The 15,694-nt window shown below is 63.1% G+C and carries 24 protein-coding genes and 1 tRNA gene; 8 read left to right on the top strand and 17 right to left on the bottom strand.

Features of this window, described 5'->3' with window-relative positions:
* Nucleotides 1-2 precede the first annotated feature (2 nt).
* The 14 genes from rplE to BM031_RS23580 form a co-directional block, all read right to left on the bottom strand.
* Entirely contained in the window at nt 3-542 is a 540-nt protein-coding gene (rplE, locus tag BM031_RS23645; protein ID WP_091877213.1) for a 50S ribosomal protein L5, read from the bottom strand.
* Between the two features lie 6 nt (nt 543-548).
* Nucleotides 549-863, bottom strand: coding sequence for a 50S ribosomal protein L24 (gene rplX / locus BM031_RS23640; protein WP_091877211.1), 315 nt, complete (start codon nt 861-863; stop codon nt 549-551).
* A 9-nt stretch (nt 864-872) separates the two neighbouring features.
* On the bottom strand, nt 873-1,241 hold the full coding sequence (gene rplN / locus BM031_RS23635) for a 50S ribosomal protein L14 (RefSeq protein ID WP_005663451.1): 369 nt from the start codon (nt 1,239-1,241) through the stop codon (nt 873-875).
* A 238-nt stretch (nt 1,242-1,479) separates the two neighbouring features.
* Complete coding sequence (gene rpsQ, locus BM031_RS23630) at nt 1,480-1,752, bottom strand: 30S ribosomal protein S17 (protein ID WP_091877209.1); 273 nt, start codon at nt 1,750-1,752, stop codon at nt 1,480-1,482.
* Complete coding sequence (gene rpmC, locus BM031_RS23625; protein ID WP_091877207.1) at nt 1,749-1,940, bottom strand: 50S ribosomal protein L29; 192 nt, start codon at nt 1,938-1,940, stop codon at nt 1,749-1,751. Before rpmC ends, rpsQ begins: the two co-directional genes overlap by 4 nt.
* A 12-nt stretch (nt 1,941-1,952) precedes the next feature.
* Nucleotides 1,953-2,372 (bottom strand): 50S ribosomal protein L16, encoded by a 420-nt coding sequence (rplP, locus tag BM031_RS23620; RefSeq protein WP_005663456.1) that lies wholly within the window; start codon nt 2,370-2,372, stop codon nt 1,953-1,955.
* Between the two features lie 2 nt (nt 2,373-2,374).
* The gene (rpsC, locus tag BM031_RS23615; protein ID WP_091877205.1) at nt 2,375-3,205 is read right to left on the bottom strand and encodes a 30S ribosomal protein S3; all 831 of its coding nucleotides are present in this window, start codon (nt 3,203-3,205) and stop codon (nt 2,375-2,377) included.
* Nucleotides 3,206-3,216: 11 nt separating this feature from the next.
* Nucleotides 3,217-3,549 (bottom strand): 50S ribosomal protein L22, encoded by a 333-nt coding sequence (gene rplV, locus BM031_RS23610; RefSeq protein WP_171085678.1) that lies wholly within the window; start codon nt 3,547-3,549, stop codon nt 3,217-3,219.
* Nucleotides 3,546-3,821, bottom strand: coding sequence for a 30S ribosomal protein S19 (rpsS, locus tag BM031_RS23605; protein WP_056337578.1), 276 nt, complete (start codon nt 3,819-3,821; stop codon nt 3,546-3,548). The genes rplV and rpsS overlap by 4 nt, the downstream gene beginning before the upstream one ends.
* Before the next feature lie 10 nt (nt 3,822-3,831).
* A complete protein-coding gene (rplB, locus tag BM031_RS23600) occupies nt 3,832-4,662 on the bottom strand; it encodes a 50S ribosomal protein L2 (RefSeq protein ID WP_091877203.1) in 831 nt (276 codons plus the stop codon).
* Complete coding sequence (gene rplW, locus BM031_RS23595) at nt 4,662-4,979, bottom strand: 50S ribosomal protein L23 (RefSeq protein WP_091877201.1); 318 nt, start codon at nt 4,977-4,979, stop codon at nt 4,662-4,664. The genes rplB and rplW overlap by 1 nt, the downstream gene beginning before the upstream one ends.
* Nucleotides 4,976-5,596 carry a 50S ribosomal protein L4 gene (gene rplD, locus BM031_RS23590; RefSeq protein WP_091877199.1) on the bottom strand — a complete coding sequence of 207 codons (621 nt, stop codon included), beginning with the start codon at nt 5,594-5,596 and terminating at the stop codon, nt 4,976-4,978. Before rplD ends, rplW begins: the two co-directional genes overlap by 4 nt.
* A gap of 2 nt (nt 5,597-5,598) precedes the next feature.
* Nucleotides 5,599-6,255, bottom strand: a complete 657-nt coding sequence (gene rplC, locus BM031_RS23585; RefSeq protein ID WP_091877197.1) for a 50S ribosomal protein L3 — start codon at nt 6,253-6,255, stop codon at nt 5,599-5,601.
* A gap of 264 nt (nt 6,256-6,519) precedes the next feature.
* Nucleotides 6,520-6,596, bottom strand: a tRNA-Val gene (locus BM031_RS23580).
* 220 nt (nt 6,597-6,816) lie between these two features.
* Between BM031_RS23580 and BM031_RS23575 the strand changes: the two genes are divergently transcribed.
* The 7 genes from BM031_RS23575 to BM031_RS23545 all read left to right on the top strand — a co-directional run bounded on the left by BM031_RS23575 (nt 6,817) and on the right by BM031_RS23545 (nt 13,643).
* The gene (locus BM031_RS23575) at nt 6,817-7,392 is read left to right on the top strand and encodes a TerD family protein (protein WP_091877195.1); all 576 of its coding nucleotides are present in this window, start codon (nt 6,817-6,819) and stop codon (nt 7,390-7,392) included.
* Between the two features lie 78 nt (nt 7,393-7,470).
* Nucleotides 7,471-8,502, top strand: coding sequence for an ATP-grasp domain-containing protein (locus BM031_RS23570; protein ID WP_091877193.1), 1,032 nt, complete (start codon nt 7,471-7,473; stop codon nt 8,500-8,502).
* A complete protein-coding gene (locus BM031_RS23565; protein ID WP_091877191.1) occupies nt 8,499-9,683 on the top strand; it encodes a phosphoribosyltransferase domain-containing protein in 1,185 nt (394 codons plus the stop codon). The genes BM031_RS23570 and BM031_RS23565 overlap by 4 nt, the downstream gene beginning before the upstream one ends.
* The gene (locus tag BM031_RS23560; RefSeq protein ID WP_307187576.1) at nt 9,658-10,413 is read left to right on the top strand and encodes a hypothetical protein; all 756 of its coding nucleotides are present in this window, start codon (nt 9,658-9,660) and stop codon (nt 10,411-10,413) included. Before BM031_RS23565 ends, BM031_RS23560 begins: the two co-directional genes overlap by 26 nt.
* Entirely contained in the window at nt 10,410-11,489 is a 1,080-nt protein-coding gene (locus BM031_RS23555) for a cysteine protease StiP family protein (RefSeq protein ID WP_091877190.1), read from the top strand. The genes BM031_RS23560 and BM031_RS23555 overlap by 4 nt, the downstream gene beginning before the upstream one ends.
* A complete protein-coding gene (locus BM031_RS23550) occupies nt 11,482-12,414 on the top strand; it encodes an HpcH/HpaI aldolase/citrate lyase family protein (protein WP_091877188.1) in 933 nt (310 codons plus the stop codon). Before BM031_RS23555 ends, BM031_RS23550 begins: the two co-directional genes overlap by 8 nt.
* Complete coding sequence (locus BM031_RS23545; protein WP_091877186.1) at nt 12,411-13,643, top strand: TerD family protein; 1,233 nt, start codon at nt 12,411-12,413, stop codon at nt 13,641-13,643. The genes BM031_RS23550 and BM031_RS23545 overlap by 4 nt, the downstream gene beginning before the upstream one ends.
* 51 nt (nt 13,644-13,694) lie before the next feature.
* Here the strand turns inward: BM031_RS23545 and BM031_RS23540 are convergent, their stop codons facing one another.
* On the bottom strand, nt 13,695-14,618 hold the full coding sequence (locus BM031_RS23540) for a hypothetical protein (protein WP_091877184.1): 924 nt from the start codon (nt 14,616-14,618) through the stop codon (nt 13,695-13,697).
* A gap of 159 nt (nt 14,619-14,777) precedes the next feature.
* Between BM031_RS23540 and BM031_RS23535 the strand changes: the two genes are divergently transcribed.
* The gene (locus BM031_RS23535) at nt 14,778-14,969 is read left to right on the top strand and encodes a hypothetical protein (protein ID WP_091877182.1); all 192 of its coding nucleotides are present in this window, start codon (nt 14,778-14,780) and stop codon (nt 14,967-14,969) included.
* A gap of 88 nt (nt 14,970-15,057) precedes the next feature.
* Here the strand turns inward: BM031_RS23535 and rpsJ are convergent, their stop codons facing one another.
* Together rpsJ and BM031_RS23525 are read right to left on the bottom strand one after the other, a co-directional pair.
* On the bottom strand, nt 15,058-15,372 hold the full coding sequence (gene rpsJ, locus BM031_RS23530) for a 30S ribosomal protein S10 (RefSeq protein ID WP_091877180.1): 315 nt from the start codon (nt 15,370-15,372) through the stop codon (nt 15,058-15,060).
* A 184-nt stretch (nt 15,373-15,556) separates the two neighbouring features.
* Nucleotides 15,557-15,694, bottom strand: a 138-nt coding sequence (locus tag BM031_RS23525; protein ID WP_502501408.1) for an EF-Tu C-terminal domain-related protein, incomplete at its 5' end; no start/stop codon positions are given.

The following is a 15,694-nucleotide window of genomic DNA, read 5'->3' as shown; positions in this document are numbered from 1 at the left end:
TCTTAGTTCCTGAACGGGAATTTGAAGGCGGCGAGCAGCGCTTTGGCTTCTTCGTCGGTCTTAGCGGTCGTGGTGATCGAGATGTTCATGCCACGCAGCGCATCGATCTTGTCGTAATCGATTTCCGGGAAGATGATCTGCTCTTTGACGCCGATGTTGTAGTTGCCACGACCATCGAACGATTTGCCGCTCACGCCACGGAAGTCACGCACGCGCGGCAGGGCCACGGTGATGAAACGATCCAGGAATTCGTACATGCGGTTACCGCGCAGGGTCACCATCGTACCAATCGGGTAGCCTTCGCGGATCTTGAAACCTGCGATTGCCTTGCGCGCCTTGGTGACGACCGGCTTCTGGCCGGCGATCTTGGTCAGGTCGCCAGTTGCGTGCTCGATGATCTTCTTGTCAGCGACTGCTTCCGACAGACCCATGTTCAGGGTGATCTTGGTCAGGCGTGGCACTTCCATCACCGACTTGTAACCGAACTTCTCGGTCAGTTCAGCGACGACTTTTTCTTTGTAAATATCTTGGAGACGGGCCATTTATCCTTACCCCTTCACTACTTCACCGCTCGACTTGAAGACGCGGACTTTTTTGCCGTCCTGGTCTTTGAAGCCAACGCGATCTGCCTTGCCGGTCGCTGCATTGAACAGCGCGACATTCGACACGTGAATCGGCATAGTCTTGTCGACGATACCACCAGTAACACCGGTCATCGGGTTAGGCTTGGTCGCTTTTTTAGCGACGTTGACGCCTTCAACGATGACGTGTTCAGCGTCTACACGCTTCTGAACGACACCACGCTTGCCCTTGTCTTTCCCGGCCAGAACGATGACTTCGTCGTTTTTACGAATCTTATCCATGTCGACTCCTTACAGAACTTCAGGTGCCAGGGACACGATCTTCATGAACTTCTCGGTACGCAGCTCGCGCGTGACCGGTCCAAAGATACGGGTACCGATTGGCTCCAGCTTGGCGTTCAGCAGGACGGCGGCATTGCCATCGAACTTGACCAGGGAACCATCCTGGCGGCGCACACCTTTAGCGGTACGCACAACCACGGCGTTGTAAATTTCGCCCTTCTTGACGCGACCACGTGGCGCTGCCACCTTGACGGTGACCTTGATGATGTCGCCAATGCTCGCATAACGGCGCTTCGAGCCGCCCAACACCTTGATGCACAGAACTTCCTTGGCACCCGTGTTGTCGGCTACTTCGAGCCGGCTTTCGGTTTGAATCATAGTATTTTCTTTCCCAACTTAAGCCGAAGAAACCCCACGGAGAACCGTAGGCCTGCGGTCAGTCTTGGTCCCGCCGCACCGCCCCTGCTGGAGCAATACGTTTGGGTGATTGGACTTTCCAATTAACTTTCGTTACACAGGCCGCCTTTTAACGAGGGGGACAAACTGCGGCAACACATGAACGAAGCCCGCTAGTATCCCAGATACCAGCGGGCCACGCAAGACAAATTTTTAAAGCTTAGATGACCTGTGCTTGTTGCACAACACGGGTCACGGTCCAGGCTTTCGTCTTCGAGATCGGGCGACCTTCGGTGATCTCGACCGTATCACCGGCCTTGACTTCGTTGGTCTCGTCGTGCGCATGGTACTTGTTCGAGCGCACGATGATCTTGCCGTACAGCGGGTGCTTCACGTGACGTTCGATCAGTACGGTCACCGTCTTGTCCATTTTGTCGGACACGACTTTGCCGACCAGCGTACGCTTCAGCGCCGTTTTAGTGGTGTCGTTCATTTGGCTTCCTTCTGGTTCATCACGGTCTTCACACGTGCGATGTCGCGACGTACTTTCTTGAGCTGCGAAGTGTTACCCAGCTGCTGGGTAGCGATTTGCATGCGCAGGCCGAACTGGGCCTTGAGCAGCTCATTCAGCTCCTTTTGCAGGGCTTCCTGGTCCTTGCCGAGGAGTTCCGATGCTTTCATATTCAACTCCTTTTATTGGCCGACCTGGCGCACCACGAAGGTGGTAGCCAGTGGCAGTTTGGCAGCGGCCAGGCGGAACGCTTCGCGTGCCAGTTCTTCAGCAACGCCGTCCATCTCATACAGGACTTTGCCTGGCTGGATTTCAGCGACGTAGTACTCTGGGTTACCTTTACCGTTACCCATACGGACTTCGGCCGGCTTGTTCGAGATCGGCTTGTCCGGGAAGATACGGATCCAGATACGACCGCCACGCTTGATGTGACGGGTCATGGCACGACGTGCCGCTTCGATCTGGCGTGCCGTGATACGGCCGCGGGCAACTGCCTTCAGACCGAATTCACCGAACGAGACCGCGGTGCCGCGGGTGTGCGAAATGCCGGTGTTACGGCCTTTCTGCTCTTTACGATACTTCCTGCGCGATGGTTGCAGCATGCTTATTCTCCTGCTTTCTCAGCTGGCGCTGCGGCGGCTGGAGTCGGCAGCTTGACGGCTGGACGAGCACGCACGACTGGCGCTGCAGTGGCTGGACGGGCGCCGCCGGCTGGACGTGGGCCGCGCGATGGCTTGCCATCGTCACGACGTGGGCCGCGTGGCTTCTTCTCGTCCGGCGGGGTGTCGATGACTGGGGCTTCGCCGGTGACCGAACGGTCGCCCTTGTAGACCCAGACCTTGACGCCGATGATGCCGTAGGTGGTCGATGCTTCGCTGGTGCCGTAGTCGATATCGGCGCGCAGGGTGTGCAGAGGCACACGGCCTTCGCGGTACCATTCGGTACGTGCGATTTCGATGCCGTTCAGGCGGCCCGACGACATGATCTTGATGCCGACAGCGCCCAGGCGCATGGCATTTTGCATCGCGCGCTTCATTGCGCGACGGAACATGATGCGCTTTTCGAGCTGTTGCGAGATCGAGTCGGCGATCAGCTGCGAATCGATCTCTGGCTTGCGGATCTCTTCGATGTTGACGTGCACGGGCACGCCCATGATCTTCGCCAGCGAAGTCTTCAGCACTTCGATGTCTTCGCCTTTTTTACCGATCACGACACCTGGACGCGACGAGTAGATGGTGAAGCGCGCGTTCTTGGCAGGACGCTCGATGACGATGCGGCCGACCGAAGCGTTCTTCAGCTTCTTTTTCAGGAAAGCGCGTGCTGCCAGGTCTTCCTGCAGCATGTCGGCGAAGTTGCCGTTGCCAGCGTACCAGCGCGATGCCCAGTTACGGGTGACCGCCAGGCGGAAGCCGGTTGGGTGGATTTTCTGACCCATTCTGTGACCCCTTAGTTACCGACAGTCACGTAAATGTGACAGGATTGTTTCGAAATGCGATCACCGCGGCCTTTGGCGCGAGCCGTAAAGCGCTTCAGGATCGGGCCCTTTTCAACATAGATCTGCACGACTTTGAGCTCGTCGATGTCGGCGCCATCGTTGTGTTCCGCGTTGGCGATAGCCGACTCGAGAACCTTCTTGATGATGGTCGCGCCCTTCTTCGGGCTGAACTGCAGAATGTTGAGTGCTGCATCAACTTTCTTGCCGCGGATCAGGTCAGCAACGAGGCGACCCTTTTGTTCCGACAGGCGCACGCCTTTGAGGATTGCTTTAGTTTCCATTATTTTTTCGCCTTCTTGTCAGCGGCGTGGCCCTTGAACGTACGGGTCAGCGCGAATTCGCCGAGCTTGTGGCCGACCATGTTCTCCGAGACGTACACCGGCACGTGCAGCTTGCCGTTGTGGACAGCGATCGTCAGACCGATGAAGTCAGGAGTGATCGTCGAGCGGCGCGACCAGGTTTTGACTGGCTTTTTGTCTTTGTTCGCTTGCGCGGCTTCGACTTTTTTCACCAGGTGGGCGTCAACGAACGGCCCTTTTTTCAATGAACGAGTCATGTGTTATCCCTTATTTCTTGCCGCGGCGCGAAACGATCATCGACGAAGTACGCTTGTTCGAACGCGTCTTCTTACCCTTCGTCTGTTGGCCCCAAGGCGACACTGGATGACGACCAGCTGCGGTTTTACCTTCACCACCACCGTGCGGGTGATCGACCGGGTTCATGACCACACCGCGAACGGTAGGACGAACACCGCGCCAGCGCATCGCGCCAGCCTTACCGATCTTGCGCAGGCTGTGTTCGGCATTGCCGACTTCGCCAACGGTCGCGCGGCACTCGATGTGCACGCGGCGCACTTCACCCGAACGCAGGCGAACCTGGGCGTAGGTGCCTTCGCGGGCCATCAGCACAACGGCGGCGCCGGCGGTACGGGCCATCTGGGCACCCTTACCTGGCAGCATTTCGACGCAGTGCATCACGGTACCGACCGGGATGTTACGGATTGGCAGGCAGTTGCCCGACTTGATCGGCGCTTCCGAGCCGTTCATGACGCTGTCGCCGACAGCCATGCCTTTGGTCGCGATGATGTACGCACGATGACCATCCGCGTAGCACAGCAGAGCGATGTGCGCGGTACGGTTCGGATCGTATTCAATACGCTCGACCTTGGCCGGGATGCCGTCCTTGTCGTTGCGCTTGAAGTCCACCATACGGTAGTGTTGCTTGTGACCACCACCGATGTGACGGGTGGTGATGTGGCCGTTGTTGTTACGGCCGGCAGTTTTCGATTTCTTTTCAACCAGTGCTGCGAACGGACGGCCCTTGTACAGGCCTTCGGTCACAACTTTCACCATGCCGCGACGGCCTGGGGAGGTTGGCTTCATCTTAACGAGTGCCATTATTTAGCCTCCTCGACAAAATTGATTTCCTGACCCGGCTTCAGGGCCACGAAAGCGCGCTTGGTGTGGTTGCGGCGACCGGTGAAACGGCCCGAACGCTTGACTTTGCCTTCGCGGTTTGCGGTTTGCACCGATTCCACTTCGACCTTGAACAGCAGTTCGACGGCAGCCTTGATTTCTGGCTTGGTTGCGTCCGGCAGAACCTTGAACACGATCTGTTCGTTCTTTTCAGCGACGAAGGTCGCCTTTTCGGAAATGACCGGAGCCAGCAGCACCTTCATCAGGCGCTCTTCGCTGAATTTGATTGCGGCGCTCATGCGTACATCTCCTCGATCTTGGCCAGTGCTGCTTTGGTGACCAGGACTTTTTTGTAGAACACCAGCGACATCGGGTCAGCTGCTTTCGGCTCGACGACGAGCACGTTCGGCAGGTTGCGCGATGCCAGCAGCAGGTTTTCTTCGATGGTGTCGGTGATCACCATGACCGATTCCAGGCCCATGCCCTGCAGCTTTTGCGACAGCAGCTTGGTCTTTGGAGCATCGATCGACAGGTTTTCGATCACGACCAGGCGGCCTTCACGAGCCAGCTGCGAGAAGATCGAGCAGATACCTGCACGGAACATCTTCTTGTTGACTTTGTGGGTGAAGTTCTCGTCAGGCGAGTTCGGGAAGATGCGACCACCGCCGCGCCACAGTGGCGACGACGACATACCAGCACGAGCGCGGCCGGTGCCTTTTTGGCGCCATGGCTTCTTGGTGGTGTGGCTGACTTCTTCACGGTCTTTCTGCTTGCGGTTGCCGCTACGTGCGTTTGCAGCGTAGGCGACCACGACCTGGTGAATCAGGGCTTCGTTGTATTCGCGGCCGAACACGGTATCGGCGGCGGCAACGCCGGCGCCAGCTTGACCTTGCTCATTCAGGAGCTGAAGTTCCATAATTAAGCTCCTTTCTTGGCTTTGACTTTAACGGCGGGCTTGACGATCACCTGGCCGTTTTTGGCGCCAGGAACGGCACCCTTCACGAGCAGCAGTTGACGTTCAGCGTCGATACGCGCGACTTCCAGGTTCTGGGTGGTGACGGTGACGTCGCCCATGTGACCGGTCATGCGCTTGCCTGGGAACACGCGACCCGGATCCTGCGCCATACCGATGGAGCCAGGAACGTTGTGCGAACGCGAGTTACCGTGGGTAGCGCGACCCGAGGCGAAGTTGTGACGCTTGATGGTACCGGCGTAGCCCTTACCGATCGAGGTGCCTTGCACGTCGATTTTCTGGCCCACTTCGAACATCGATGCATCGATGGTGTCGCCGGCTTTGAGTTCAGCGGCTTTTGCGGAATCGATACGGAATTCACGCAGCATGGTGCCAGCTTCCACGCCAGCTTTGGCGAGGTGACCAGCAGCGGCCTTGTTCACGCGGGAAGCGCGACGTTGACCGAATACGACCTGAACAGCGGTATAACCGTCAGTTTCAGGAGTTTTGACTTGCGCAACACGGTTGTTCGACACGTCGAGCACGGTAACTGGGATCGAATCCCCGTCATCCGTGAAGATGCGCATCATGCCAACCTTGCGACCGAGAAGGCCCAGGCTCATTTTTTCTCCATTCCCACCTACGATTGGGCGGGGCTAATTTAACTACAGGAAAAGGTGCGGGCAAAAAAGATAAACCCGTACCGAAGCCGGCTAGTATAGCGCGCAAAAAGGCTTGACGCAACAAGAGAATCGGGGGTATGTCGACCCTGTTGCGTTTTTCGCCGTGCGTGGAGAAAGAGAGGAATCTGACCTAGCTGGTCAGCACAGAAAAGACGAGAAGACCGTCTTTTCTCTACAGGCTCGGGGCCTGCGATCTGGAAACTTTGGTGGGCGGTGCAGGATTCGAACCTGCGACCCCTTGGATGTCGACCAAGTATTCTAACCAACTGAACTAACCGCCCGGGGAGCCGAATTATAAGGGCGACCGTTCAGGTTTTGCAATAGCTGTGTTGTGCAAATGTGAAAATCAGGGCCTTCCCCTGCCCCGCGTATGGACAGCCTCATAGCAGACAACGTGAAATGCGCCCGTGTACAATCGGACAATGTCCGCTATATTGGCGGGTGAATTTATCGCTGGCCAGTTGGCCCCGGCACATCACTCACACCCTATAAGGAGTTCGCATGGCAATCAGTCTGCAGAAAGGCGGCAACGTCAACCTGAGCAAGGAAGCGCCTGGCCTGACCAAGGTCATCATTGGCCTGGGCTGGGATCCGCGCTCGACCGATGGCGCCGCATTCGACCTCGACGGCAGCGCCTTCATGCTCAAGGCCGACGCCAAGGTGCGCGGCGACGCCGACTTCATCTTCTATAACAACCTGAAGTCCACCGACGGTTCGGTGGTGCATGCGGGCGACAATACCACCGGCCAGGGCGAAGGCGACGACGAGAAGCTCGCCATCGACCTGTCGCGCGTGCCGGCCGAAGTCGACAAGATCTCGTTCTGCGTCACCATCCACGACGCCGATGCGCGCCGCCAGAGCTTCGGCATGGTCGCCAAGGCGTACATCCGCTGCCTGAACGGCGTCGGCGAGGCCGAACTGGCGCGCTACGACCTGTCCGAGGACAGCTCGACCGAGACCGCGATGATCTTCGGCGAACTCTACCGCAACGGCAGCGACTGGAAGTTCCGCGCCGTCGGCCAGGGCTTCAAGGGCGGCCTGGGCCCGCTGGCGCGTTCGTTCGGCGTCAACGTCTGAGCGTCCCTGCCTGACCCCTGCTGCTTGCGCGCCCGCTTCCCGGCGGGCGCGCGTATCCACCCTGTCCTGGAAGACTTCATGCGTGTCTGGTTCAACAGGACGTTTTCGTCCGTCTACACCGCCCTTCGGCTGATCCGCGCAGCGGATACCGCCCAGCGCTTCACCATCATCCACAGCAACGCCAACCGCCACACGCCCGCAGCGCGCCTGGCGCACGAGTTCCACAGCGAGCCGACCGGGCTGGAACCGGCCGCCTATGTCGACTGGTGCCTGGACTTCTGCCGGGAGCAGCGGATCGACATCTTCGTACCGGGGCGCGAAGCGACCACGCTGGCGGCCCACCACGCCCGCTTCGAGGCGATCGGCACGCGCGTACTGAGCGCGGCCACGCCGTCGCGGCTTCACCTGATCCACGACAAGGCCGCCTTCTACGCAGAGACCGCGCTGCCGCAGGCGCCGGTGGCCGAGTTCCGCCGCTTCGAGAACCTCGATCAGTTCGACGCCGCCTGGGCCGAACTGCGGCCGCGCCACGCCAGGCTGTGCCTGAAGCCCTCGCGCGGCATCTACGGGATCGGCTTTGCCGTCATCGACGAAGAGCGCAGCAGCGCGGCCCTGCTGCTTGCGGGCGCCGAGTACCACATCGGCTACCAGGACCTGCGCCGCGGCCTGGCCGAGATGGGCGAGTTCCGCACCATGCTGCTGATGGAATTCCTGGAAGGCGCCGAATACAGCGTCGACTGCGTGGGAGATCGCGGCCGCCTGGTGGCGGCGGTACCGCGCCGCAAGCTGTCCCAGGCCGGCAGCGGCCAGCTGATCGACGCCCGCGCCGACATCCTCGAGGCCACCGCCACACTGGCGGCCGACTACGGCCTGAACGGCATCTTCAACGTGCAGTTCCGCGAAAGCGGCCCGAAGGATGCGCGCCGCCTTCGCCTGCTGGAAATCAACCCGCGCATGTCGGGCGGAATCGGCATGGCTTGCGCCGCCGGCCCCAACCTGCCGTGGATCGCCCTGAAGGGCTTTGCCGACGGCTTCGATACGGTCGACGTGGCGCCGGTACGCGACGGCATGCGCGTGGCCGAGCTGGCCGAAGCGGTGGAGCTGCCATGAACGCCAAGGCCGACACCGGCGCCCTGTCGCGCCGCAGCGTGGACCTGCCCACCGGGACGCTCGAACTGACGCTCACGCACGGCGCCGATGAGGCGGACGCCCTGCTCGGCTTTGCCGCCCGCGCCAACGCCAAGCGCGGCTTCCTGTTCCTGAGCAAGGTGCTGGGCAAGCACTGGCCGGTGACGCCATCGAACATGATCGCCATCCACGAGCGCCTGGCCGCCACCGTACCAAACGTCGACGGCCCGGTGATCTTCATCGCCATGGCGGAAACCGCCATCGGCCTTGGCCAGGGCGTGTTCGAAGCCTGGCTGCGCGCGCACCCTGGCCACAGTGCGCTGTTCATCCACACCACCCGCTACCGCGTGGGCGGCGGGGAGCTGATCGAATTCGAGGAAGCGCACAGCCACGCGCCGCGCCAGTTCCTCCACCTGCCAAGCGACCCCGCGCTGCGCGAACTGCTGCTGGGCGCCGGCACCCTGGTGCTGGTGGACGACGAGGCCAGCACCGGCAACACCTTCCTGAACTTGACGCAGGCCTGCCGCCGCCTGAATCCCGGCATTCGACGCGTGCACCTGGCGACGATCACCAATTTCATGGGGCAAAGCGCCACCGACGGCCTGTCCGCGCGCTTCGGGCTGCCGGTGACGATGGGCGCACTGGTGGGCGGCGAATACCGCTTCACCCCGGGCGACTACGTGGCCCCGGCTACCCCTGCCCAGCGCTTCGATGCGAATGCGGACCGCGGCGCCAGCACCCGTTTCGGCCGCCTCGGCTTGTCCTCTGCCTTGCGTGCGCCCGAGCGCCTGGCCGCGCGCCTGGCGGGCGAATTCGCCCCCGGCGCCTCGGTGCTGGTGCTCGGCACCGGCGAATTCATGCACGCCGCCACGCTGCTCGGCGCGGCGCTCGAGCGCCAGGGCGTGAACGTCCGGGTGCAGTCGACCACGCGCTCGCCGATCCTGACCTGGGGCGCGGTGGATTACGCCCTGCGCTTCCCCGACAACTACGGCGAAGGCGTCGCCAATTTCATCTACAACGTCGCCCCCGGCCAGTATGACCACGTGCTGGTGTGCCACGAAACCGCCCTGAACCCTGCGCTGCGCGAACTTGCCGGCCAGCTGGATGCGCGCCTGTTCCACTTCCTGCTGGATGACCATGTTGAAGAAGTTCCTGTTCGCTGACCTGGACGACACGCTGTTCCAGACTTTCGAGAAGTGCCGCGGGAGCGATGCGCTCGAGCCGGCCGCCTATTACAAGGACGGCAGCATCTGCTCGTACACGACGCAGGCGCAGCGCGCATTCCTCAGCTTCGTGCAGGACGGGATGACGGTGATTCCGACCACCGCGCGCGACCTCGACGGACTGCGCCGCGTGCACCTGCCGTTTTCCAGCTACGCCATCATCAACTATGGCGGCGTGGTCCTGCATCCGGACGGCAGCGCCGACCGCCCCTGGCTCGATGGCATGCGCACGGCGATGCATGGCGCCCTGCCCGGCCTGCAGGAGCTGGCGCGCCACATCGATGACTACGGCAACCGTACCGGCTATGGCGGGCGCGCACGCATGATCGAAGACTTCGCCACGCCCTTCTTCCTGGTGGTGAAAGACCCGGACAAGGTCCACGCGCGCCTGGCCACGGTCGAAACCGAGGTGGTGCTGCCCTGGATCGCGGCCCGCAACCAGGACTACGCGGTGCACCGCAACGGCAACAACCTGGCGATCCTGCCCAAGGCGCTCGACAAGGCCAATGCGGTGGCCTGCGTGACGGCCATGCTGCGCGCCGAGCATGGCGACATCGTCAGCTTCGGCATGGGCGACAGCCGCTCGGACGCGCGCTTCATGGCGGCCTGCGACTACGCCATCGTCCCGCGCGCCACGCAGCTGGCGCGCATCACGGTGGAGACGCTGTGAGCTTCTCGGGCAGCTACCGCAGCGAGGACGTGCGCTTCCTGCTCACGCCCCTGCAGGCGCGGGAATTCACCAGCGTCGTGGAGAAGGAGCGGCTGATCCAGTCGGGCCAGCGCCACTACAGCCAGATGCTGTCGCCGGAATCGGCGCCGTCGACGCGCTACATGGCCGTGTTCGACGAAGCCTGCCGCGCCAACAATGCGCGCATGGCCGCCGACTGCCTGCAGCTGGCCGCGCTTATCGCCGCGCGCCGCAGCGGCGCCATCACCCTGGTGTCGCTGGCGCGCGCCGGCACGCCGGTGGGCGTGGTGGTGGCGCGCCTGCTGCGCGAACGCTTCGGGCGCGAGGCCGTGCACTATTCGGTGTCGATCGTGCGCGACCGCGGTATCGACCGGGCCGCATTGCGGCACATCCTGGCCCAGGGCCACGCAGCCGAGTCGATCGTCTTCGTCGACGGCTGGACCGGCAAGGGCGCGATCGCGCGCGAGCTGGCGCTGTCGGTGTCGGCCTTCAATGCAACCGAGGGATGCGCGATCGACAACGGCCTGCACGTGCTGTCCGACCTGGCCGGCGCGGCTGCCTGCGCCGCCTCCGGCGAAGACTACCTGATCCCGTCGAGCATCCTGAATGCGACGGTGTCGGGCCTGGTCAGCCGCACGGTGCTGGACGAGCGCATCGGTCCGGACGACTTCCATGGCTGCGTGTACTACGCCGAACTGGCGCCGCACGACCAGTCGCAGCGTTTCGCCGACGCGCTGGTGGAGCTGGCGATAAGGGCCGCGCCGGCCTTTGCTGCGCCGCTCGACGCCAAGGGCGCGGCGCAGCGCTCGCGCGCCTACCTGGCCGGCGCCATGGCGCGCTACGGCGTCGCCGACGTCAACCTCATCAAGCCCGGCATCGGCGAAGCCACCCGCGTGCTGCTGCGCCGCGTCCCGCGCCTGCTGGTGCTGCGCCAGCCAGGTGCGCCGGATGTGGCGCACCTGGAGGTGCTGGCCGAAGAAAAACAGGTGCCGGTCGAGATCGACCCGGACCTGCCTTATCACGCAGTATCCCTGATCAGGAGTGCATCAGATGGCTAAGTCGATGGGCGCGTCGCTGTACGTGCCTGCCAATCACAAGAACCTGGCCGCGATCGCGAACGGCGACCGGCTGCCGCATGCTCGCTCGCTCATCTTCTGCCTCGAAGACGCCATCGCCGACCGCGAACTGAGCTGGTCGCTGTTCAACCTGTCGGTGGTGCTGGCCAATATGCGCGGCGAGATCGCGGCCGAGCGCTTCGTCCGGGTGCGTAATCCGGAGGTGATGGAACGCGTGCTGGCCATGCCGGGCGTGGAAAAACTCACCGGCTTCGTGCTGCCCAAGGTCACGCGCCACAACTTCGAGACCTACTTCCGCCTGGTGCGCGATACCGATCACGTCTTGATGCCGACGCTGGAAACGGCCGACGTCTTCTGCGACAGCGAGATGCAGCAGCTGCGCGCCGTCTTCGACGCGCCGGGCGTGCGCCAGCGCATCCTGGCCTTGCGCGTCGGCGGCAACGACCTGCTCGCCCTGCTCGGCCTGCGCCGGCCGCGCGGCATGACGATCTACCGCACCCCGCTCGGCCCCGTCATCGCGCGCCTGGTAACCACCTTCCGTCCGTACGGCTTTGCGCTCACCGCGCCGGTGTTCGAATACCTCGACCTGCCGGAATTGCTCGACCAGGAGGTACTGGAAGATCTGGCCTATGGCATGGTCGGGAAGACCGCGATCCATCCGACCCAGATCGATCCGATCGAACAGCACTACAAGGTGCGCCCGCAAGACCTCGCGGTGGCGCGCGCCATCCTCGACGAAGCCAGTCCGGCCGTGTTCCGCATGGACGATGCGATGTGCGAAGTGGCCACCCACCGCGCCTGGGCCGAGCGCCTGGTCGAGCAATCGCACCGCTTCGGCGCCCAGGCGCACGAGGCGGCGCGCACCCCGTCGGGACGGACCCCATCCATGGAAGGAGAAGCGACATGATCATGTTTTCGCGCGGACAAAAAGGCAAGCTGGCGGACCTCGGCTGCGGCAGCGTTTTCCCGGTGGAGGTGGACATCCAGGCGCCCGGCCTGTCGGTCGACGTCTCCTGCTTCGGGCTCGATGCCTCGGACCGCCTGTCGGACGACCGCTACATGGTGTTCTACAACCAGCTGGCCAGCCCGGAAGGCGCGGTGCGGCTCGAGATGGCCGGCTCCTCGGCACGTTTCGCCGTCAACCTCGACCTGTTGCCGGCATCGATAGCAAAACTGGTGTTCGTGGCCGCCATCGACGGCTCCCAGTCCATGCGCTCGCTCGGCGCCTGCGCCCTGAACCTGGGCAGCGCGGTGCGCTTCCCGTGGTCGGGCGCGGACTTCGGCGATGAGAAGGCCGTGATCGTCGCCGAGCTGTACCGCCGCGATGGCAGCTGGCGCTTCGGCGCGGTCGGACAGGGCTTCAATGGCGGGCTGTCGGCGCTGCTGGCGCATTTCGGCGGCGCCGAGGCCACGCCTGCCGCTGCTCCTGCGTCGACACCGACTCCGGCCGCCCCGCCGGCGGCCAAGGTCTCGCTGTCGAAGGTCACACTCGACAAGCGCGGCGACAAGGTCTCGCTCGACAAGCGCGCCGGCAAGGGCTTCGGCCGCATCCATGTGAACCTGAACTGGAACCAGTCGGCCACCGCCGCCCCGCCGCCTCCCGCCAAGACCGGCTTCTTCGACAAGCTGATCGCCGGCGCCTCCCCGCGCAAGGGACGCGGCGGCATCGACCTGGACCTGGGCTGCATGTACGAGCTGGCCGACGGCCGCCGCGGCCTGGTACAGGCGCTCGGCAACTCCTGGGGCGACCTCGATCGCGAGCCCTTCATCAAGCTCGACGCCGACGACCGCACCGGCGCGGCGAGCGGCGGCGAGAACCTGTACATCAATGGCGAGCGCTTCGACCAGATCCGCCGCGCCCTGATCTTCTCCTTCATCTACGAAGGCGTGCCCAACTGGTCGGCGACCGACGGCGTGGTCACCATCGCCGTCCCCGACCAGGCCCCGATCGAAGTCCGGCTGGACGGCGGCGGCAACCAGATCATGTGCGCGATCGCCCTCATCGAAAACAAGGGCGGCAGCCTGCAGGTCACCAAGCTGGCCGAATACTTCCAGCAGCAGGGCAGCACCAGCGCCCACGAACTGATGGACCGCCACTTCGGCTTCGGCATGCGCTGGAAAACCGGCTCGAAATAAACTTCGGGGTCAGGTCTGACATTTGGACACGAGCTCTGCCTTGGCCTGCATTTACGGTCGAGGCTGTGTCTGATTGTCAGACCTGACCCCGAAGTTGACGTGGCTGGCTAATCGTTCCGGGCGGTCGAGGTAGAGCAGCAGGTAGCGCGGTGCCTGGCGTTGCACCTGCCAGTGCAGGAGCGTGACGGTGGCGTCGGGCTTGAGGAACAGCACGCAGTTCGGTTTGTCGAACGGGGTGACCAGCAGGGTGTCGGCGCGGTGGATGCCGTGGCGCCGGCTCCAGCGTTCCGGGGCTTCCGTCACGGCCTCGCAGCGCTCGATGGCCGAAAGGGGAACGGCGCCCTGGCTGCGCACGCCTACGCGCAGGTGCAGCATCTCGCCTGCAAGGACATGGCTGGCGTCGCCGACATGCCAGCGGTCGGCCAGCACCCATACGAAGCTATACAGCGCCCCGGCCCCGCAAGCGACGTGGATGGCCAGGCGCGCGGTGGGCTCGTCGATCATCAGGTTGACCAGCAGGATGTTGATGGGCAGCTCGAGGAACAGGGCCACCATCACCACCCCGATGGCGCTGCCGTAGGCGCCGCGCCGCAGGTAGGTCAGCGCAGTCCCTTCCGGCGCGGTGGCCGCCGGACGGCGCCGCAGCCATCGGAGGAACCCACGCCACATCAGGCGCTCGATCCGTAGCATGCCGAGCAGCTCGGGCGGCAGCAGCGCGGTGATACGGCCGCGCCAGTTGTCCGCGCCCTGCAGGCGCCGCAGTGCGTCTGGCGCATGCGCCAGGTCCTTGGCTGCCAGCAGCAAGAGCGGCAGGACCAGTCCACATGCCCGCAGGGCCGGGCCCATCCCGGCCGGCGCCGCCAGCTTCACCAGGAACACGACGAAGAAGCCGATCCAGGCATAGCCCGCCAGCTGTAGCCACGACGTGCGGCGCAATTCTGCGGCGGCGCTGGCGATGTTGGGGACGAGGTGCATGGAGTCGGTACGCTGTTGTGATCGCTTTGATTACAACACGGCACGGGCCCAGGGACAATTTGGGAGGGATAAACCACCCTGGCGGGCGCATGCGTGATGCGCTAGAACAACGTGGGGAGCGCAAACGCGCTCGACAATGGGCTTTTGCAAGGAGGCCCCATGCCGAACATGGATATCCCACCAGACGAAGCCTCGTCCTTCACCCTGGCCCGCGCGCAGCACACGAGCGTGTTAGCCGACCCGGCCATCCTCGGCTGGCTTGGCCGGTGGGTAGCGCTGGCGCTGCTGCTGGGCTGCGGCTTAGTGGCCGGCAACCTGTTGGGGCCGGTGCTCTACCGCCTCACGCACTGAGCCCGGAAATGACAAGGGCCGGGAGTTCTCGCGAACTTCCCGGCCCTTGGCTACCGCAGCGGATTGCTCCGCCGGCGGATGGGTACGATTACTGCAGCTTGATTTCGACGTCGACGCCAGCTGGCAGGTCCAGCTTCATCAGTGCGTCAACGGTCTTGTCGGTAGGATCAACGATGTCCATCAGGCGCTGGTGGGTACGGATCTCGAACTGGTCGCGCGAGGTCTTGTTGACGTGCGGCGAACGCAGGATGTCGAAACGCTGGATGCGGGTCGGCAGTGGGACCGGGCCCTTGACCACTGCGCCGGTGCGCTTGGCGGTGTCGACGATTTCCAGTGCGGACTGGTCGATCAGCTTGTAGTCGAAAGCTTTCAGGCGAATACGGATTTTCTGGTTAGCGGACATGCTGTTTCCTTTAAAAGAACGTTCCGGCACGTAGCCGGCAATGTGTGGTAGGTCCTACGGCACTGCTCAAGAGGCGGGAGTATAGCATCGTTCCCCCTCATAAAGATGGGGACAGACCAAAAAGTCTGCCCCCATCTGTGGTGCCTGAGGGACAGGGCCCCTCAGGCGATCCGGCTAAGCGAACTTAGGCCAGGATTTTTGCCACAACGCCGGCGCCGACGGTACGGCCGCCTTCGCGGATTGCGAAACGCAGGCCTTCTTCCATCGCGATCGGGTTGATCAGCTTGACGGTGATCGACACGTTGTCGCCTGGCATGACCAT

It is taken from the genome of Massilia yuzhufengensis (assembly GCF_900112225.1).
In the GTDB taxonomy this organism is placed as follows: Bacteria; Pseudomonadota; Gammaproteobacteria; order Burkholderiales; family Burkholderiaceae_D; genus Telluria; species Telluria yuzhufengensis.
The sequence above is the reverse complement of the archived record's forward strand: the minus strand, read 5'-3'. Positions and strand labels throughout refer to the sequence as shown.